Raw genomic sequence first — 18,453 nt, forward strand, 5'->3', positions numbered from 1 at the left:
TTCTGCCCTGAAAATTAAAAAGTAACTCTGAGCACTTTATCACGCTAGAACATCGTACCCTTGAGTTTCGTTTTTTAAAAAGTAGCTTTAAGCGGTTTTTAGGCAATAGGAAACTAAGCCCCCGGATAAGTGCTTTTAAAACGAATGTACGTTCCTGTTTTATGCGGATTGTTCTTGGATCTTACAGTAAGCCCCAAGGATTCTAACCTCTTAATCGAACTACTGATCAAGATCTCACGTTTTCGTTGATCGAAATAGCCAAAACCGAGTTCCACATATTCTTGTCTTCGCGTTAACAAGATATGAACAATCGTTAAAATGGTATGCCCTACGGCTACCGCTGCTCTATTCTTTCCACGACGTGCTGCAATGCGATGGTACTGTGCTGCCAAGTACGAATTCTTTTGGCGTGCTACCGATCGTGCTGCCTCAACAAGGGCGCTTCGTAGTTTTTTGTTTCCTTTACGCGTCTTCGCTGACCTTCTCTTCCCAGCGCTTTCATCAATGACCTGGAGTCATTCCTGCCCATGAGCATAAATGTCCGGGCGTTTGGAACCGTGTCATATCCGTACCGATTTCCGCCAAGATTTGTTCAGCGGTTCGTTTACCGACTCCGGGGATGGTATCCAATAACTTCAGTTCCTCCGTAAAAGGAATCATACGCTTATCGATCTCTTCATCCAGTTCAGTGATCAGTTCGTTCAGGTGATCGATATGTAAAAGCTGTTTTTCCAGCATAAGCAACTGGTGTGCTCCGAGCCGCCCTTCCAGTGCCAGCTTTAACTGCTCTTTCTTTGCTTTCAGTTTCTTTTGAGCAAAATCGGCTAAGACAGAAGTATCGGTTTCACCGTTAATCATAGCCTCCAGCATGTTTCGTCCTGATACTCCGAGTACATTAGAAGCAACGGAGGATAGTTTAATGTTACCACCTTCCAGCACCTTTTGAAGCCGATTCACTTCCCGTGTTCGTTCTTCAATGATGCTTCGGCGGTAACGAATGATCTCCCGCAGTTCTCTTTGATCTCGATTTGGGATATAGCTTCCTTGCACCAAGCCATGCCGTAGTAACTTTGCGATCCATTCGGCATCCTTGACATCCGTCTTGCGCCCAGGAACAGATTTGATATGTTGGGCGTTTACAACTAAAGGCTGAAGTTCTTCCAGCTCCAATAGGTTATAAATCGGCTTCCAGTAATCCCCCGTGCTCTCCATCGCGACATGCGAGCACTGGTGACTTTTGACCCAATCTACCAATTCAATCAGGTTGCGAGTCATCGTTAAAAACGTTCGAATCTCCTTCACTTTGGGGGTGATTACACATGCTGTGATGCTTTTTTTATGAACATCCAGACCGCAACACCGTTCGATTAAAACTTCCATGCGTGGTTCTCCTTAAGACTGTGCGTGTATTAAGGCTGGTGCAACTACCAAAAAGGGTTATTCTGCCCTGCGTGCTTCCCGAAAGAGCAACAATCTGCGATGCACCGGGTCGTTGTGGTCCGTCTTATCTACGGGTTCGGAACACCAAGAAAGTGCGACCTACCTTCGCCAGCCATAGTAGCAGTATGGACAAAATTTTCATTCATCAGTGGTGCCGCAACGCGGCATGGAAGTCTTATCTACTGAAAAAAAGTGACCTCTCTCGGGTCTTTTTACGTTGAAAAATACTTGTGTGAAATAGAGTCATATTCTCGACCGAATGATGTTGACCGGTCATTTTTTCGTATCCCCGCTGTTCGGATGGAAAGTTTTTGCAGCACTCGTGTTATTAGACCATACAGATGTACCCATGATTGAATAGTCTAGCTAATAACTACTCATTCACCCATCTTAAATAAAGCGAGGTTGCCATATGGCAAATCCCTATTCGAAACACCGAATTCGCAAGATTACTCGCCGCTTCGGCCTGCGGCCGCTCCGGTCAGGCACGGTTGCATCCTTTTACAAAGAAAATGCGATTATTCAAGTGCAAACGAAAACGGGCACCTATGCCGTGAAGCCTTTTTTTCGAAATACACTCCTCCGCTCTAGTACCCTTAATCAAATGAAATCAACAGCAGATAATATAGAACTCTTGATAAATAGCGGATTCAGTTACATGCCCAAATGGCTCACAACCCGCTCAGGAAAGTTATGGACATTACACCACGGACGCCCCTTCTATATGACGGAATGGATAAAAGGAAGAAATCTGGAAACAACCGAAGATTATGAGGAGCTTGGCCGGGCCCTTGCCACCCTACATATGATCCCCAGTGGTCATCTTGACACGAAAGGGCCCTTCACCCGTAAACAAATCCAATTATGGAAAATCCAAGATAGCCTCTTTCGTACACGAATGGAAAAAGCTATCCATAAGCATGAGGGGAACCGCAATTGGTACAAAAAATACGGAAAGTACTGTAAGCGCCTTACCGATCAAGCCTGGGCTTATTTAAGCAATCCCGAGATCGAAGATCTTTTGGAGAAGGAATCGGAACGCCCCACATTGATCCACAACGATATCACTTCCCCTAATGTCATTATTTCTGAAAAAGGCCAGCTGTTCATTATCGATTGGGACCGTGTTAAAGTGGGCTCCATCTATGTGGATCTAGCGAAAGCGCTCATGAACACAACACAATTCAATCCCGATTTTATACTAGCGTTGTTAAAGGGGTACGAAGAACGCCGTCCGTTAGACGAGACCGAGCGCAAATTAATTTGGTATTTATACGGATTACCTCGGGAAGCTTGGCACGCTACTCGGTTCCCTAATCGCTCAAGAAGCCGTGAAATGCTCAATATTTTGGAACAAACCTGGCATCCTCGATTAAAAGCAATGGAATTATTAGATGAATGGACAAAATCAATCCCTAAGGAGAATGAGCATGAAAATGTCCAGGAAGATGCCCATAATGATGTCCATGATGTCACAGGTTGAACAAATGTATGGCATAAAAATAAAAGAAGCCCTTCAAATCAAAGATATTTGTCAAATTCGGACGACAGACGGGGCCTATTGTTTAAAAAGCTACGCGTTCCCTGAAGAGGAGGTCCGCTTTATTACCCGTATCCTATCCTATATGGATGAGCGCGGCTTTACTCGTGGTCAAAAAATTTATCCTACGGTGGAGCAATCCCCCTACATGACTTATGATAGCCATTTCTACACGTTAACGAATTGGGTTGACGGCGAGAGGCCGGACTTTACGAGGAGGAAGGATTTAAAGAAAGGCATTCGAACCTTAGCCAAGTTCCATGCCATCGCTGAAGGGTTTCCTATAGCCGAAGCCCCGGAAGCAAGAATTCGATATTCAGGGCTGGAACATGAAATTACCGAATATAAAACTCTGCTCAGCTCTTACAAAATTACAGAACATTTAGCAGCACTTACTGAGGATGTACTAGACCATTTACAACAACCCAAAGTAATAGAGGCCATCGATACAGAACAAAGGGCTTCCGCCTTTGTTCATGGCGATTACAATTATCCCAATCTGATGAAAGATAAGCGGCGGAAGCTGCATTTGATCGATTTTGACAACACTTCGCTCCACACTAGACTGAAGGATTTGTCCCATATTCTTCATCGAAACTGCCTCTGGGACGGTACGGAGATGCTTCATTGGATCGATTATTATCAGAGATATCGTCCGTTAAGCTCATCTGATCTGAACCTTCTTCATGCCCTTTTATCTGCACCTTATCATGTGGTCCGGAACATTAGGATTGGCGGTATTCGTCTGGCCAAAGAGATTATTCCGACTGCCGCCCATTTGAATAAGTATCAGCGTGAGCTTAGGGCGTTGCTTTAAATGTTCAAAAGGCACCCTTAGACAGGATGCCTTTTAGTCTTATGTCCGCTATAACTTAGTTAGCGATTCTGCTCCAGACAGGGTACTCTTCCAAGTACCCATATTCGTTCAATTCCTTAAGAGCCTTGCGTATGCTATGCTCATCCTCGCCCGATTCGCTGGATAGCTCCAATAAATCGCTTAGGTCGATGCTCGGGTTCTCTTTGCAAAACGTAAGCAAGCCCTTAGCAGCCCAGGAAAGCCGATCGTCTTGGAAATCTCCCACCATGCGGCGGAAGATTTTGTGCGAGACAATTCTCAGCTCCACGAGCTGCTGTAAAGCCTTAGTCGCTTGCTTGATACTCATGCGACCGAGCTTAGCGATATCTGATAATCCTGGCATGTTCGATTCCGAAGAAAAACATTTCAAGACGATAAATGTCATTTGTGTATAAATATCCATGCCGGGATGGTGAAACACTTCATCTGAAAGATTGAAATGACGCGCTGCGTCCTTAGCTTGTCCGTTGTCCATCTGATGTCCTCCTTTTCATAATCATGGAGTTCACCTACTCATTATGGTTACCCTGATCCGAGGGTTGTACCAGCTTACCCGAATTGTGCCGAGACTGCCGGAAAATTTGCGCCAAACTGAATTTCTTCTGATCACTGGCACTCGGGATCTCCTTCATTAGCTGGTTGAAATCATCATTCGCTTCATGAGCAGGTTCAATAGGCTCTGCCGACTCCATGTCACTGTAGTTCTCTGCGAGAGAAACGGCCTCATCCCTGTCCGAGACCCTTTCTTTCCCGGGAAATAATTCTGCAACCGGTGGCTTATTCGATTGCTCTTCACGAACATATCTGGTCAGAATATCCATGATTCCTTGACTGAAAATGCCTTCCATTTTCAATTGGTTCAAATAATCAATAACCTCCGGCGGCGTATCTGACGGAATATACACGGTAACATCCTTACCGGAGCGAACGTAAACGGTGGATCTCCGCTTTTTCAATCCGAACCGCTCCCGCTCTCGGATACTCCTTCAGAATCAGCACTGGCCGCTGCGGTTTCGTCCTCATGCTTCAGCGCGTGGTCAAGCATAAGAAAGGTACCACGCACATTTCGGAATTGGCTGTGTTCCACGGTATCAAACTTAATGGGCAAGCCCAGCTCCGCGTTTAGTTTCTCAATCCAAGGCTGCAGCACGACCGCTCCGCCCCCGATAAACCAAAATTCATTGGCGTAGCGAACATGCTTCCAAGAGTTACGGGCGTATTTCAGAACTTTTTCCGCTAATATGCGCATATGCCGGTTAATCAGGCTTGTCATGTCAAAAACAACCTTACCCTCCGCATAAATCTCATACTCTTTGTTGACCAGCATAAGGGTCAATTCCGCGGTGCTTGCGATCAACTCTTCGCCTTGCGAGTTAACCTCGTTGCGAATGCTCTCTAATGCATCATTGAGGTAGATCTTGGCGCCGGTAGAGTGCCGCTGATCCAGGTCGAGACCGGGTTTGAAGAACGCGATATCCATATCAACACCGCCTACATCCGCAATGCCGAAGCCTTTGTGGGATAGATGCGATTTGGAAGTTGCCTCCAGGTCGTAAACACCAGATACATCGTCTATGCTGATATCGGTAGGAAGCGAAAATTCCATTTCCACCGTGATCCCTTTAAATACGGGGGTTGTCCCGAAAGTAACGGAATGTACGCCTCCTGTAATCTTATTAGCAAATTCCTCGCGGAATTTCGTTATTTCACGAATTGGCAGACCTGTACCCAAATTGACAGCGGCTTTGATCCGCTTTTTCCCTCGCTTGATGGCATCCTCATGTTTCTTGGCAATGGCATAAGCTGCAGCTGTAAGGAGAGTCACCATCGTTTCGGGTCTCTGGGCCTTCTTCTGCACCGCTTTATCCCCAACGATTTCATGAATAATCCCTTCGTCACCGATGGCTAAGTTACCCACGTAAACATGTCGGTACTGATCACTCTCAATCGAAGGCGATGTAATCTGTACGTCAAGAAAATCCAAGGGATCACCTTGTTCCATCAACAGAAATCGTTCACCAAACGGTTGTGCTAGCACATTAGGGAAAATAAAGTTATTGTCCAAATGGTCGTAAATCACTTTAACGTGACTGCTGCCATTGTCAATAGACAGCGTGATGGCAGTGGTTAAGACTTCGTTCTTTGTCAAGTCTATTCCCCTCTCCGTAGGCCTTATTTGAGTTTATATAAAGATTCGCGTTACTAGGGCTAATTGAGAGGGTATTTGGAGCAATTGGTATTTTTAGCAGTTAGCTGGAATAAACTTTAAAGTTTAAAGTTTAAGCTTTAAAGTTCAAGATTTAAGCTTTAAACTTCACAATTTAAAAGGCAAGATTTAAAGTTTAAAGTTTAGGATTTAAATCTAAAGTTTAAACTTTGTTTCGGGTCTTTTGTAAAGGTTGATGCAACACAAGTTACATCAAGATTATGTTTAGACATTCGCTTGCTTGTCCGTGGAATGTTGTATTCTGTACAACTTGCCATTATTTATGGGACAGCTTACCGTTGAATCAATGCACATGCAGCCTTTCTGCGATTTGCTTCATGGTCATAGGCCGAATATGGGAAGAGCCTTTCTTGTAAAACTCTGCCTGCAGCTCAAAAAACCCTGCTCCCTTCGTCAAGGAAGAGAACAGGGTTTTTGATCCTATCCTATAAAAAAGCTTAGAGACCCAGCACACGCCGTTCCTCATCCGAGAACACCCTCGAGCGAGTCAAAAAACGTCGCCCTTCAGGCCCCTCAAGCGAGAACATCCCGCCTCTGCCGGGCACCACGTCGATGATGAGCATCGTGTTCTTCCAATAATCGTATTGCGACTTGCTCATATAGAAGGGTGCACCCCCTATATCCCCTAGCCATACGTCGCTGTCACCGACAAGGAACTCCCCTTGCGCGTAGCACATCGGAGAGCTGCCATCGCAGCAGCCGCCGGATTGATGGAACATGACAGGGCCATGCTTGGCTTTTACGATTTCGATTAGCTCTAGAGCGGCATCGGTAGCAACAACCTTGCTCACTTCTATCGTCATCGTATGGCTCTCTTAGAAGAAGCCCAGTGCGTCAGGGCTGTAGCTGACGAGTAGATTTTTGGTTTGCTGGTAATGGGAAAGCATCATTTTGTGATTCTCGCGGCCAATGCCCGAGCTCTTATATCCGCCGAAGGCCGCATGGGCAGGATACGCATGATAGCAATTCGTCCATACGCGGCCGGCTTGAATACTGCGCCCCATCCGGTAGGCCGTGTTCATGTCGCGCGTCCATACGCCAGAGCCAAGACCATAGAGCGTATCATTCGCGATCGCCAGCGCCTCTTCCTGATCCTTGAACGTCGTAACGGAAAGAACCGGTCCGAAAATCTCCTCTTGGAAGATTCTCATTTTGTTATGCCCCCTCAGAACTGTCGGCTGAATATAGTAGCCTTCGGAGATATCTCCTTCTACCATTGCCCGATCTCCGCCTATTAGGCATTCAGCACCTTCCTGCGCACCGATATGGATATAGCTCATAATTTTCTCAACCTGCTCAGTAGAGGCCTGAGCCCCAATCATCGTTTCCGTATCAAGAGGGTTACCCTGCTTGATGGCAGCTACTCGATTCAAGGCTCTTTCCATAAATTGATCATAAATCGATTCCTGAATTAATGCGCGTGACGGGCTGGTACAGACTTCTCCTTGATTCAGGGCAAACATCGCAAAGCCTTCGAGCGCTTTATTGAAGAAAGCGTCATCACGTGCGACCACATCCTCAAAGAAAATGTTCGGCGACTTGCCACCCAGCTCCAAGGTGACTGGTATCAGGTTTTGCGAAGCATACTGCATAATTAAGCGACCTGTCGTCGTCTCGCCTGTAAAAGCGATTTTCGCGATCCGGCTGCTCGAGGCAAGCGGTTTGCCGGCTTCAAGTCCGAAGCCGTTGACGATATTAAGTACACCCGGCGGCAGTAAATCTTGAATGAGCTCTATCAGCACCAGTATGGATGCAGGCGTTTGCTCAGCGGGCTTCAGGACGACCGCATTTCCGGCCGCAAGTGCCGGAGCAAGCTTCCACGTCGCCATAAGCAGTGGAAAGTTCCACGGTATAATCTGACCGACAACGCCAAGAGGCTCATTAAAATGGTAGGCCACCATATTGTCATCCAATTGGCTGAGCGAACCCTCCTGAGCGCGAATGCATCCTGCAAAATAGCGAAAATGATCGATCGCCAGTGGCAGATCAGCCGCAAGCGTTTCACGAACCGGCTTCCCATTATCCCAGGTCTCGGCAACCGCAAGCATTTCCAAATTCGCTTCCATGCGATCGGCAATTTTATTTAAAATGACGGCACGCTCAGTAACGGACGTGCGCCCCCAGGCGTCCTTAGCAGCATGCGCAGCATCTAAAGCCAGCTCGATATCCTCTGAAGATGAGCGTGGAACCTCGCAGAATACGCGGTTATTTACAGGTGATGGATTGTCAAAGTATTGGCCCTTAACAGGCGCAGTCCACTGTCCTCCAATAAAATTTTCGTACCGTTTTTTAAACGTAACCTTTGATCCGTTTTGTCCAGGTTGTGCATAAATCATCTAGCTCAGCCTCCTTAAAATGGAATACGTTAAATATATAAGCAAGGATCATGCCAACCTATTGAATGCCGTCCCATAAGGCTGTATGGTGAGCGCTTACTCATTTTTGTTCCGCTCTGAAACAACAGAAGTGTTCCATTTTGGGACATTCTTTCTTTCAGCTCTCCATTAATAAAAGCAATTATGATATGATCGGGTTAGGAAACCGATTGCAATGGAGGTGTATATTTTTGCTATCCGTGGAAAATAACTTTTTATCAGAAGCGGCGGCGTTATCTTGGAAGCGCTGTCACGAACTTGGTTTAATGCCCACCGACCCCATTGACGATGACATCTTAACCGGAAGCCACATTCAATCTCTATTAAGGCAAAACGAGCAAACCATACATTACACGGAGCAAATATTCGAGCAAATGCACACAGGCATCAAGCAATCCGGCCAGATGGCGCTGCTTATCGATTCGGAGGGAACCATTATTCACACCGCTGGAGATATCGATTTCTCCCGCCGGGCGTTAGCGGTTCAGCTGCAAGTAGGAGCAAATTGGGCCGAGAGAAGAAAAGGAACCAATGCCATTGGTGTCTCCCTCGCAGAGAAAAAACCCGTACGTGTGCATGCCGAAGAGCATTATTTCAACTCCAATCACTTCTTGACCTGCGCCTCAGCACCCGTCTTCAATTCAATCGGCGAGCTGATCGGTATCATCAATATTAGCGGCAAACAAGAGAATTACCATACCTATACGTTTACACTTGCCTGTATGGCAGCCCATTCCTTGCAGAACAAAATTCTGCTGGAAGAGTCAAAGAAAGAACATCTCATTACCCTCAGAGAACTCGAGCATTCTTCTCAACATCATCCTTTGCCGCTGCTCTCTCTAAGCCGGGATAACCGCATCCTTCGCGCTAATCATGCCGCCATCCGCATTGTTGGAAGTGACGCAATTGGCAAAGTGTTTACGAAGTTGGAAGGCTTTTCGGTCGAAACCATTCATAATGAGCATCAGAAGCTGTGGCAGTCCGTCTCCATTCAGAAGCAGGCGGCAAACGAGCAGCATTTGTATACGTTTAGGGATATTGTCGGCACGTGTCCGACCATCATACAGAAGAAAGAGCTGGCCAAGAAGGCGGCAGCGACTGATTTTCCTGTCTTATTATTGGGTGAAAGCGGCGTGGGGAAAGAACTATTCGCGCAATCCATTCATACCGCTAGCGCCCGGTCGGCGGAGCCGTTTATTGCACTGAATTGCAGTGCCATCCCAGACAGCTTGGTCGAGAGTGAATTGTTCGGATACGCTCGCGGCGCTTTCACGGGAGCGAACAAAGACGGCAATGCCGGGAAATTCGAGGCCGCGCATAAGGGTACTATTTTTCTCGATGAAATAGGCGACATGCCTCTACGTGCACAGGCTGCTTTATTAAGAGTGCTCCAGGAAGGCACGATTACTCCGGTAGGCAGCGTGAAGAGCAAAGCAATTGACATTAGAGTCATTGCAGCAACGAATAAGGACTTGGCCACGGAGATAAAGGCAGGCCGATTTCGGACTGATTTGTATTACCGCTTGAAGGGGATACATATTACGCTGCCGTCCTTAAGGGAAAGAAGCGATATGTTAACATTAGCCGTTCATTTACTCCAGAAGCATGCTTCGCCCTGTCCATTCATAACGGAAGCAGCGCAGCAAAAGCTGTTAACCTACAACTGGCCGGGCAATATTAGAGAGCTTAGCGGCATTCTTATGCAAGCGGTCTTCCTAGCTGGAGGACAGGCGATTGACGCTGAGCATCTATCTTTCGAAGAATCCGATGAGGCAGAACAAGCAGGCTCAGGCAAAGATCACCCACTCACGTTGAAGGACGCGGAAATCACGGCGATCAAGAAGGCGCTGAAGGCCTCGGAATGGAACCTTAGCAAGGCTGCCGGACAATTGAAAATTGGAAGAACGACGCTATATCGTAAAATTGAGGAGTACGGCATAACGTTATTTTAACGATATATTATTATAAATCTAGCACCCTATCTCTTGGAGATTGGGTGTTTTTTCATCGGTCTGCCAATGATATGATGAAGCCATATGGAAAGCATTCCTGTGAAAGGAGTACGGGTTATGTCAAAAGCAGATCATATGCTTTCTATCCTATGGTTGCTCAAATCTCAAAAGCGAGTAACAGCTAAGCAGCTTGCTGAGAAGCTGGAGATTAACATCCGAACCGTCTATCGATACATCGATGCCTTATGTGCGAGCGGGGTCCCGATTATATCGGATTCCGGCCATAATGGCGGTTATAGCCTGCTTGGTCAGTTCAATGAAGCACCGCTTGTATTTGATCTGGATGAACAAAAAGCGTTAATTCACGCTGCAGCCTTTGCCCAGGAGGCGGGGTATCCGTTTGGAGAGAAATTGAGTCAAGCCGTCGCCAAGCTGAAGATGTACACCAATCAGGAACAACGCCATCAAATCACTCTGCATGAACAAGGTCTTGACGTTATTCTTCCTCAAGCTGATGCATCGCAAGTATCCCTGCTTCAAGAAGTGGAAATGGCGGTAGCTCAAAGAGTAACGCTATTCATGCAATATCAAAAAGGCTACGGATCTGTAGCCGAAGCTCGTCATTTGGATCCTTATGGACTCGTTTGCTGGAAAAGCAAATGGTATGTCGTAGGTCATTGTCATCTTCGTAAAGAGATTCGAAGCTTTCGTATTGATCGTATTCGCAAATTGGCTTCGACGGAGAAGACGTTTGGACGACCTGCTGATTTCTCAGCGCGCAAATTTATCCTTTCAGGTGTGCTGCCTGATTCGGATAAGCCGGATGAGCTCATATCTGTCAAAATTATAGGAAGAGAACAAGCACTAGATGATCTATGCGGTCATTGGTTTCTGGCCCATGCGTTGGTAGAACGTTCGCAGCTTGAAGCTCATTTTAAACTGGAAGAGCGATACATTCTGTATAACCTTCCCTACTTTCTTCTGACTTATGGAGGGACCCTTCGCATTAAAGAGCCGCAGCTGCTCCAAAACCAAATGATTGAGGTATCCAAAAATTTACACAATTATTATGCGAGCGCGCAGCTTGACTGACCGTTTCTGTCAGTGAAGATGGGCTACAATGGGTCTTAGGCGAAACCTAAGGAGGAAAAACCATGAATTTATTGCAAGTTCGTATTTTGGTAGATGATTTTCGCAAAAGCGCAGCTTTTTATAGGGATCAATTGGAATTGAAAGCGGACTGGTATGAGGAGTCGATGGAATACGCGTTGTTTAACACGGGCGCTGCTCGAATCGAGCTGCTGTCTCGCAAAGCCATGGGTGAAGCATTGGGAGAAGATTTAGGGCAAAACGGCAGCTATGTAACGAATTTTGTACTCAATATTGAAGTTGAAAATATAGATGATACCTACCAGCGTTTATCAGATAAAGGCATCAAATTCGTCAAAGAACCATTCAATCATCCGACATGGAATGGACGACTCGCCCATTTTCGGGATGCTGATGGCACATTAATAGAGCTCTATCAAGCAAAAAAGAAGGAGGATTGATCTGATGTCTACGCAAACTCTCAAAAATTATGAGTATCATGTATGGGCTAATAAGCGGGTTTTCGCGCGTTTAGAGGAACTGACGGAGGAGATCTTGCACCAGGAGATGAGCAATGTATTTCCAACCATCTATGCCGGACTTGTCCATATATATCGAGTGGATAATGTCTGGTTGTCCGGCATAAAGGGAAACAGCTATGAGCAAGTTAAAGAGCTGCTCGTCACTGTTGAAGAAAAGACTACAGGGATAAGCTTGAAACAACTAGAGGCCGCCTTCTCTGAGCTCGCTGAGGCTTACAGAGCCTTTCTGAATAGCGGTGCCGATTGGCAAGCTGTGAAAGACTTTCCGCATCACCGCGGCAACATCAGTTCTATGCTCCGTCAACTCGGACATGCAGGTGTACCTAGTGACTATGTGTTTTACTTGTATGATGTAAATTAGTATTATAGCGTGGTATCATCAGCAATCGACGTTTCCATCAGTTCCTTTATCTCTTTGAGGTCATTGCTCTTGCCTAGTGCCCACATCAATTTCGGAACAATCGCTTCTTTATTCATATCCTTCGACGAAATAATCTGTTCTCTGCCGACTCTTCGCCCAACTTCATAAAGCGTCAGATCGCCGCCTTCTTCCAGACATTGTGTCGTGATGACAACTGCGACTCCAGCTTCTATCAGCTCAATGATTTTCGGAAGAAGGTTGCGACCTTGGGTAGGAACCCCTCCTAATCCAAAGCCTTCAATGATCACACCTTTATAGTGCTGTTTCAGATAGTCAAAAAGTTCAGGCTTCGTACCTGGATGCAGCTTTAACAAAAAAACATCGGGACATAGCGATATGTCCAGCATCATCTCTTGATTTTGAACAGGTGCAACCGACGTAGTGTACTTGATTTCATCGCCTTCAAAGTATGCCACATAAGGATGATTAATGCTTTCAAAGGCGTCGTAACTGCGGGTTCTCACCTTCACGGCTCTTGTCCCGTTGATCACCTTGCCGTCAAACACAATAAATACACCGCCAATGTTTTCACAGGCAAACTGGGCAGCATTACGCATGTTATGAATGGCATCTGTATGATTGTTGTGAATCGGAACCTGAGAACCCGTAATAACAACCGGCTTACTCATATTTTGCAGCATATAGGAAAGCGCGGCTGATGTATAACTCATCGTATCCGTTCCATGCGTGATCACAAATCCATCATAGTCATCATAATTCTTATACACGGCTTCCGCGATGCGAACCCAAAATTCAGGCTGCATATTCGTGCTGTCAATTTCCATCAGTACCTTACTGTCTACCTGATACAGGTGATTGTGTGCCGGCAAATAGCTGATCAGTTCATCGGCCGTCATCCCCGGGGTCAATCCATCCTCCCCAACCACGGATGCGATGGTTCCACCCGTAGCTAACAAAAGTATCTTTTTCATAGAACGTTCCTTTCGCGTGGTTTCCGGTTTCATAAATAAATAACAAGTAGAAAACCTCTATCAAGGTCGTTCAAAAATGAGCGACCTGCTAGAGGTGAATTTGTATAACCATATTATAAATCTATTTACAAGATTTTGCTAAGAAATGCTTGGGTACGTTCATGTTTGGGGGAATCGAATAGTTCAGAAGGTGAGCCTTCTTCGACGATATACCCTCCATCCATGAAGATGACACGATCTGCCACCTCGCGAGCGAAGCCCATTTCATGCGTAACGACAATCATGGTGATTCCTTCATGGGCCAAATCCTTCATCACTTGCAGCACTTCGCCGACCATCTCGGGGTCTAAGGCCGATGTTGGTTCATCGAATAACATCACACGCGGATTCATAGCCAGCGCACGGGCAATTGCTACACGCTGCTGTTGTCCACCGGACAACTGATCAGGGTACGCATCCCGCTTCCCAGCTAGGCCGACTTTGTTCAGCAATTCCATGGCTTTTTGTTCATTTTGCTGCTTATCTGTTTTTTTAATGTGCTTCGGGGCCAGCATGATATTTTCCAATACGGTCAGATGAGGAAATAAGTTAAAGAGCTGAAAAACCATGCCTACATTTTGGCGTAAATGATCGATATTCGTGTTAGGTGATGTTACTTCGACATCGCCGATCACGACTTTTCCAGACGTCACATCCTCAAGAAGATTCAGACAACGCAGGAATGTACTCTTCCCTGATCCAGAGGGTCCAATCACGCAAACTACTTCTTTCTCTTGGATCGTAGTCGAAATATCTTTCAGCACTTCGTTCGTACCGAATTTCTTTTTCAAGTTTTGTACGACGATCATTTGGATGCATACCTCCTCTCAAATACGCGAGCTAAGCGGGATAAAGCATAGATGATAATAAAGTAGATGACACCTACGACTCCCCATATCTCAAAAGCACGATAATTGGCAGAGATAATAATCTCCCCGCTCTGTGTCAACTCGTTAATACCGATGACGGACAAAAGGGAAGTATCCTTAATACTTACAATGAATTGATTGACGAAAGCAGGTACCATCCGGCGAATGGCTTGCGGTAGAATGACCAATCGCATCGTCAACCATTTACTTAATCCCAAGGAGCGCGCCGCTTCCATCTGTCCTCTGTTGATAGAGTTGATGCCTCCACGGAAAATTTCCGCTATATAAGCACCGGCATTCAAGCTGATGGCAATAATACCTGCGGTTTCTGCCGGTATCCGAATATCAAAGAAAGCGGGTATACCGAAGTACTCAAAAAAGACCTGTACTAACAATGGTGTTCCCCGAATGATATCAACATAAGAAGTAGCAATAGCTCGGAGAATTTTACTGGAAGAAACATTCATTAAACCCGTAATTAAACCTATCAGAAAAGCGATTGGTAAAGAGATGATAACAATTTTAAAGGTAATTAGAGCGCCTTTCATCAACATGGGTAGTGCATCTACAATAACCTGCAACGAGGAAGTCACCGGATCCCAACCCTTTCTTTTTTATTGAATTCATAATGACGCTAACCTTCTGAAGCCCATCGAGCATTGGGTGACAAAAGGTTAGCGCTTGTGTTATCTATTTAGTGGATTTTCCCATATACGTGCTGATGATTTCATCATATTTGCCGTTAGCTTTTACTTTCTTGAGTCCATCATTTACTTTTTTCATCAATTCTTCGTTTTCTTTACTGACCGCAATACCGTAGTTATCGCCATTCAAACGATCCCCAACAATTTTCAGCTTGGAACTCGGATCAACTGCAATCTTGTACGAGATCACCGGAAAGTCTTCAATCGTTACATCGGCGTTTTTATTGGCGACTTCTTGATACATGGCCGGACTATCATCGAAATACTTCACTGTTGCGCCATATTTTTTACCATATTCATCTGCTAGTTTTGCTCCGGAAGTACCTTTTTTAATCGCAATGACTTTCCCCTTCAAGTCTTCGGGAGTTTTGATTGTTGTATTATCTTCTCGAACGATTAGCGAAAGTCCGGCTGTGTAATACGGATCCGAAAGGGCAACAACCTGTTTACGTTCATCCGTAATACTGATGCCGGCAATAGCGCCATCCAATTGTTTGGATGTAATAGCAGGGATAATTCCTTTAAAATTCATAGGCTTTAATTCAACTTCAAATCCTTCTTCTTTAGCAATTGCGTTGATTAAATCAATATCTATTCCAATGTACTTGCCATCTTTTTGAAACTCAAAAGGGGGATACGTCGCATCCGTACCGAACGTGTATTTCTTAACTGCTGCTGTTGTTTGTGCAGGTTGCGTAGTCTGCGTAGACTTATTATCTGTAGCTGCACCATTTCCACAAGCACTAAGTGTTAAAGCTATAACCGTTCCCAGTACTACTGATAAACCTTTTTTCATGTAAAAGACCCCTTTTCTTCTATTAAATTTTTTAAATCGAATGATTTGATGATCTTGTAACTACATACTACCTCCCGCTCTACAGCATCATACAGAATCCTACAAAAACGATCACACGACATGAAAATAAAGTTTACATGCCCGACGAGAAAATCATTAGAAAAATTTGTATCCGATTACATTTTTGATTGGCATCTATTTCATGTGATGATATATCACAGTGAAACAAGGATAAACGACTCCGTCGTCCTTCAGGGACGAGCGCGTTTGTCAAGACTGATGACGCGAAGCAAAAGTATAAAACTTATACTTTCATATCTAATAAAAAAAAGGAATCAAATCTCCCCGTCCGTTCATTTCTAGACTCGAGAGGTTGAATTCCTTGCTCAACTATTTAATTTTTCTAGGGTTTCCATATAAAATACTTGCAAAAACTTCTTGATGTTTACTTTTCCTTTATCGGGCTGCAGATCTTCGTCCATGACTTTCATCCTCATCCGAATATCCTGAAAATCAAAGTACAGCGGCGCATAATATTCGAATTTAGGATTACTATAGTCGGTTAAACCAATGGAAGCCATATTATTTAGGGCAGCCATAATCGTCCGTCGAATGCGCTGTTCAATCGCCTTGCTTTCTTTCTCAATATCTTTCTGGCCTTGTTTATAGGTGTGGGCGACAGACTCATACAATTCTTTTAAAGGAGGGAAGCTCGTTGCCTCTCTATGTTCGATGGCATTTTCCATCAAAGCTATGATGTCTTTACTGCCAATCTCACCGATGATTCCCAAATCCATGAGAATGGTCTTCACCACATCACGAACTTTTCGTTCTTTACGGGGAGAGGTTGGTCCAGCGATATCTAATTTGGCTAAAGATTGCTTGATCTCCGAAACATATCGCTCATATTTCCACTGCTCATTGACTTTGCTCAAAACGTGCTCTACTTCTACGCGATTGATCGGCTTATGAATAAAGAACTCGATTCCTTTTTGATAAGCTTCCCCTACCATGTCCTTATTTTCAATTTGTGAAATCATTATGAATTTTCCGTCATACCCGCTGTTTTTTAATTGCGTGATTGTCTCAATACCATCCTGATCCGGCATCAATAAATCAATCAACACGACATCCGGTTTTGATTTAAGGATCATTCGAGTCCCCTCAATCCCGCCTTCAGCCGTCCCTATAACCTCGCCAATGCCGCATTCATCAATAATATCTTGCAGCATGCTTCTGCATACGACATCATCATCAACGATCATAATGGAAAGTGCCATCGACTCAACCCTCTTTAATTAGACTTGTTAGTGGGAGACGAACAACAAACTGAGTACCGCTTGCCTTCTCTGGCGATGTTACTGCGATACTTCCCCCGAAGGAATGAACAATATCGCGGACATGAGAGAGACCGATCCCTGTTGCTGCTATCCCATCTTCATTGTATTTGGTCGTGTAACCAGGTTCGAAAATAAGTGCCTTCTTATGATCAGGAATGCCTTTTCCGGAATCTTGCACTATAAAATGTACGTCTTTTTCTTTTTCAAAGACCCGAATATGTATGGTTCCATTTTCCTCTATAGCTTCTACCGCATTGGCAACTAGATTATTTATGATGGTCAGCAAAGGCACATAGTGCGTCGTGTTCTGATTAAATGCCAGTTCATTATCAATGATAATCTTTTTCTTTAGCATTTCGCTATATTCTTGATTACCCTTTACGACAAAATGCATGATTTCCGAAAGACTCATATGAACGACAACTTCGCTATCGAATAATTTCAATAAACCTGCCAAAATACGTTGGGAATCCTTCTTTACTTCATGGATTTGTTGGGCAATTCCTAATGTACGCTGACTATAGCCTTTGAGATTATCCTCATTTAATTTCCGATAGAGGTCATAGCTATCCGCGGTAATCCCCTCGATGGTATCCATGGCTTTTTTCAAATAAAAGGCTTCTCCATACAATCCAGAATTGATGTTTAGCATTTGCTCCATTCGTTTTTCCTGCTCCGCGTGTAGAAACCGCATCTGGCTAATCACAATGCTGTTGTACAGGCCAATTGTAAAATAACTGCGTACTACAGCTATGACCATTATAAGGAACCATTCTTTAAAATAAAAGGTATTCGTACCGAGGAATACCCCACGCAATAATAACTCCGTTTCATTTGAAACGAAGTCAATGAAGGCGATATATCCACCTAACATGAGAGGGTGAAGCTCGTTCATTTTTTTTCGAAGCTTACTCATGCCAAGCGCAAACACGACATAGTAACAACCGGCTGCCACATTATTCTGCAAGCTCTCCAGAATCGTATAGGAATGAACGTGAGTGATCCATTCTCCCGCTTGAACGATCATGCTAAGGATCCCCGTTAGGATACCCGTTTTCACATAGGGCAGATGCGGCATGAGCAATAAAAAAAATAAAAAGATACTAACCCCAAGACCAATACGAAAATAATCGTTGCTAAAGGGATTGATTTTGAATTGTGCACCGGTGGCCGTAGCTATAGCGATCACGATCATTTGCAATCTTTCGTTTTTGACTAAATTCTGCATCTTTCGATTCGCACCTACTTGAGAGGTCAAATTTTAACCGCTATCCATGAACATAAATTCTAATGATTTATACTAGCATACATGACCCCTCATTTGAAAAAAA

General features: G+C 44.8%; 18 protein-coding genes and 1 pseudogene. 6 read left to right on the top strand and 13 right to left on the bottom strand.

The window, feature by feature from the left end; all coding sequences use genetic code 11:
- Positions 1-113: 113 nt before the first annotated feature.
- Positions 114-1,380, bottom strand: a pseudogene (locus G519_RS45515) (IS110 family RNA-guided transposase).
- Between the two features lie 472 nt (positions 1,381-1,852).
- Between G519_RS45515 and G519_RS45520 the strand changes: the two are divergent.
- Both G519_RS45520 and G519_RS0131885 read left to right on the top strand, forming a co-directional pair.
- Complete coding sequence (locus G519_RS45520; RefSeq protein WP_064743557.1) at positions 1,853-2,923, top strand: aminoglycoside phosphotransferase family protein; 1,071 nt, start codon at positions 1,853-1,855, stop codon at positions 2,921-2,923.
- On the top strand, positions 2,898-3,797 hold the full coding sequence (locus G519_RS0131885) for a phosphotransferase (protein WP_244280290.1): 900 nt from the start codon (positions 2,898-2,900) through the stop codon (positions 3,795-3,797). Before G519_RS45520 ends, G519_RS0131885 begins: the two co-directional genes overlap by 26 nt.
- 55 nt (positions 3,798-3,852) lie before the next feature.
- On the opposite strand, the gene G519_RS0131890 is transcribed toward G519_RS0131885, so the two are convergent.
- The 6 genes from G519_RS0131890 to adh all read right to left on the bottom strand — a co-directional run bounded on the left by G519_RS0131890 (position 3,853) and on the right by adh (position 8,399).
- Positions 3,853-4,311 (bottom strand): hypothetical protein, encoded by a 459-nt coding sequence (locus G519_RS0131890; protein ID WP_029198098.1) that lies wholly within the window; start codon positions 4,309-4,311, stop codon positions 3,853-3,855.
- A 34-nt stretch (positions 4,312-4,345) separates the two neighbouring features.
- Complete coding sequence (locus tag G519_RS0131895) at positions 4,346-4,792, bottom strand: hypothetical protein (protein WP_029198099.1); 447 nt, start codon at positions 4,790-4,792, stop codon at positions 4,346-4,348.
- On the bottom strand, positions 4,789-5,985 hold the full coding sequence (locus G519_RS0131900) for a ParM/StbA family protein (protein ID WP_029198100.1): 1,197 nt from the start codon (positions 5,983-5,985) through the stop codon (positions 4,789-4,791). Before G519_RS0131900 ends, G519_RS0131895 begins: the two co-directional genes overlap by 4 nt.
- 361 nt (positions 5,986-6,346) lie before the next feature.
- The gene (locus G519_RS53760) at positions 6,347-6,529 is read right to left on the bottom strand and encodes an RNA polymerase factor sigma-54 (RefSeq protein WP_127528216.1); all 183 of its coding nucleotides are present in this window, start codon (positions 6,527-6,529) and stop codon (positions 6,347-6,349) included.
- The gene (locus G519_RS0131905) at positions 6,501-6,866 is read right to left on the bottom strand and encodes a DUF779 domain-containing protein (RefSeq protein WP_029198101.1); all 366 of its coding nucleotides are present in this window, start codon (positions 6,864-6,866) and stop codon (positions 6,501-6,503) included. The genes G519_RS53760 and G519_RS0131905 overlap by 29 nt, the downstream gene beginning before the upstream one ends.
- A gap of 12 nt (positions 6,867-6,878) precedes the next feature.
- Positions 6,879-8,399 carry an aldehyde dehydrogenase gene (gene adh / locus G519_RS0131910; RefSeq protein ID WP_029198102.1) on the bottom strand — a complete coding sequence of 507 codons (1,521 nt, stop codon included), beginning with the start codon at positions 8,397-8,399 and terminating at the stop codon, positions 6,879-6,881.
- Between the two features lie 239 nt (positions 8,400-8,638).
- Between adh and G519_RS0131915 the strand changes: the two genes are divergently transcribed.
- The 4 genes from G519_RS0131915 to G519_RS0131930 all read left to right on the top strand — a co-directional run bounded on the left by G519_RS0131915 (position 8,639) and on the right by G519_RS0131930 (position 12,382).
- Positions 8,639-10,390, top strand: coding sequence for a sigma-54-dependent Fis family transcriptional regulator (locus G519_RS0131915; RefSeq protein ID WP_036634575.1), 1,752 nt, complete (start codon positions 8,639-8,641; stop codon positions 10,388-10,390).
- Between the two features lie 117 nt (positions 10,391-10,507).
- A complete protein-coding gene (locus G519_RS0131920) occupies positions 10,508-11,482 on the top strand; it encodes a helix-turn-helix transcriptional regulator (RefSeq protein WP_029198104.1) in 975 nt (324 codons plus the stop codon).
- A gap of 62 nt (positions 11,483-11,544) precedes the next feature.
- Positions 11,545-11,940, top strand: coding sequence for a VOC family protein (locus G519_RS0131925; RefSeq protein ID WP_029198105.1), 396 nt, complete (start codon positions 11,545-11,547; stop codon positions 11,938-11,940).
- Positions 11,941-11,944: 4 nt separating this feature from the next.
- The gene (locus G519_RS0131930) at positions 11,945-12,382 is read left to right on the top strand and encodes a DinB family protein (RefSeq protein WP_029198106.1); all 438 of its coding nucleotides are present in this window, start codon (positions 11,945-11,947) and stop codon (positions 12,380-12,382) included.
- Positions 12,383-12,384: 2 nt separating this feature from the next.
- Here the strand turns inward: G519_RS0131930 and G519_RS0131935 are convergent, their stop codons facing one another.
- The 6 genes from G519_RS0131935 to G519_RS0131960 form a co-directional block, all read right to left on the bottom strand.
- Positions 12,385-13,374 carry an asparaginase gene (locus tag G519_RS0131935; protein WP_029198107.1) on the bottom strand — a complete coding sequence of 330 codons (990 nt, stop codon included), beginning with the start codon at positions 13,372-13,374 and terminating at the stop codon, positions 12,385-12,387.
- A gap of 125 nt (positions 13,375-13,499) precedes the next feature.
- Positions 13,500-14,222, bottom strand: coding sequence for an amino acid ABC transporter ATP-binding protein (locus tag G519_RS0131940; protein WP_036634560.1), 723 nt, complete (start codon positions 14,220-14,222; stop codon positions 13,500-13,502).
- Positions 14,219-14,875, bottom strand: coding sequence for an amino acid ABC transporter permease (locus G519_RS0131945; RefSeq protein ID WP_029198109.1), 657 nt, complete (start codon positions 14,873-14,875; stop codon positions 14,219-14,221). The genes G519_RS0131940 and G519_RS0131945 overlap by 4 nt, the downstream gene beginning before the upstream one ends.
- 97 nt (positions 14,876-14,972) lie before the next feature.
- Positions 14,973-15,782, bottom strand: coding sequence for a transporter substrate-binding domain-containing protein (locus tag G519_RS0131950; protein ID WP_029198110.1), 810 nt, complete (start codon positions 15,780-15,782; stop codon positions 14,973-14,975).
- Between the two features lie 386 nt (positions 15,783-16,168).
- Positions 16,169-17,062 (bottom strand): response regulator, encoded by an 894-nt coding sequence (locus tag G519_RS0131955; RefSeq protein ID WP_029198111.1) that lies wholly within the window; start codon positions 17,060-17,062, stop codon positions 16,169-16,171.
- A 4-nt stretch (positions 17,063-17,066) separates the two neighbouring features.
- Positions 17,067-18,350: an ATP-binding protein gene (locus G519_RS0131960; protein ID WP_029198112.1), complete on the bottom strand. Its 1,284-nt coding sequence runs from the start codon at positions 18,348-18,350 to the stop codon at positions 17,067-17,069.
- Positions 18,351-18,453 lie beyond the last annotated feature (103 nt).

This window comes from Paenibacillus alginolyticus DSM 5050 = NBRC 15375, assembly GCF_000422905.1.
GTDB classification, from domain to species: domain Bacteria; phylum Bacillota; class Bacilli; order Paenibacillales; family NBRC-103111; genus Paenibacillus_E; species Paenibacillus_E alginolyticus.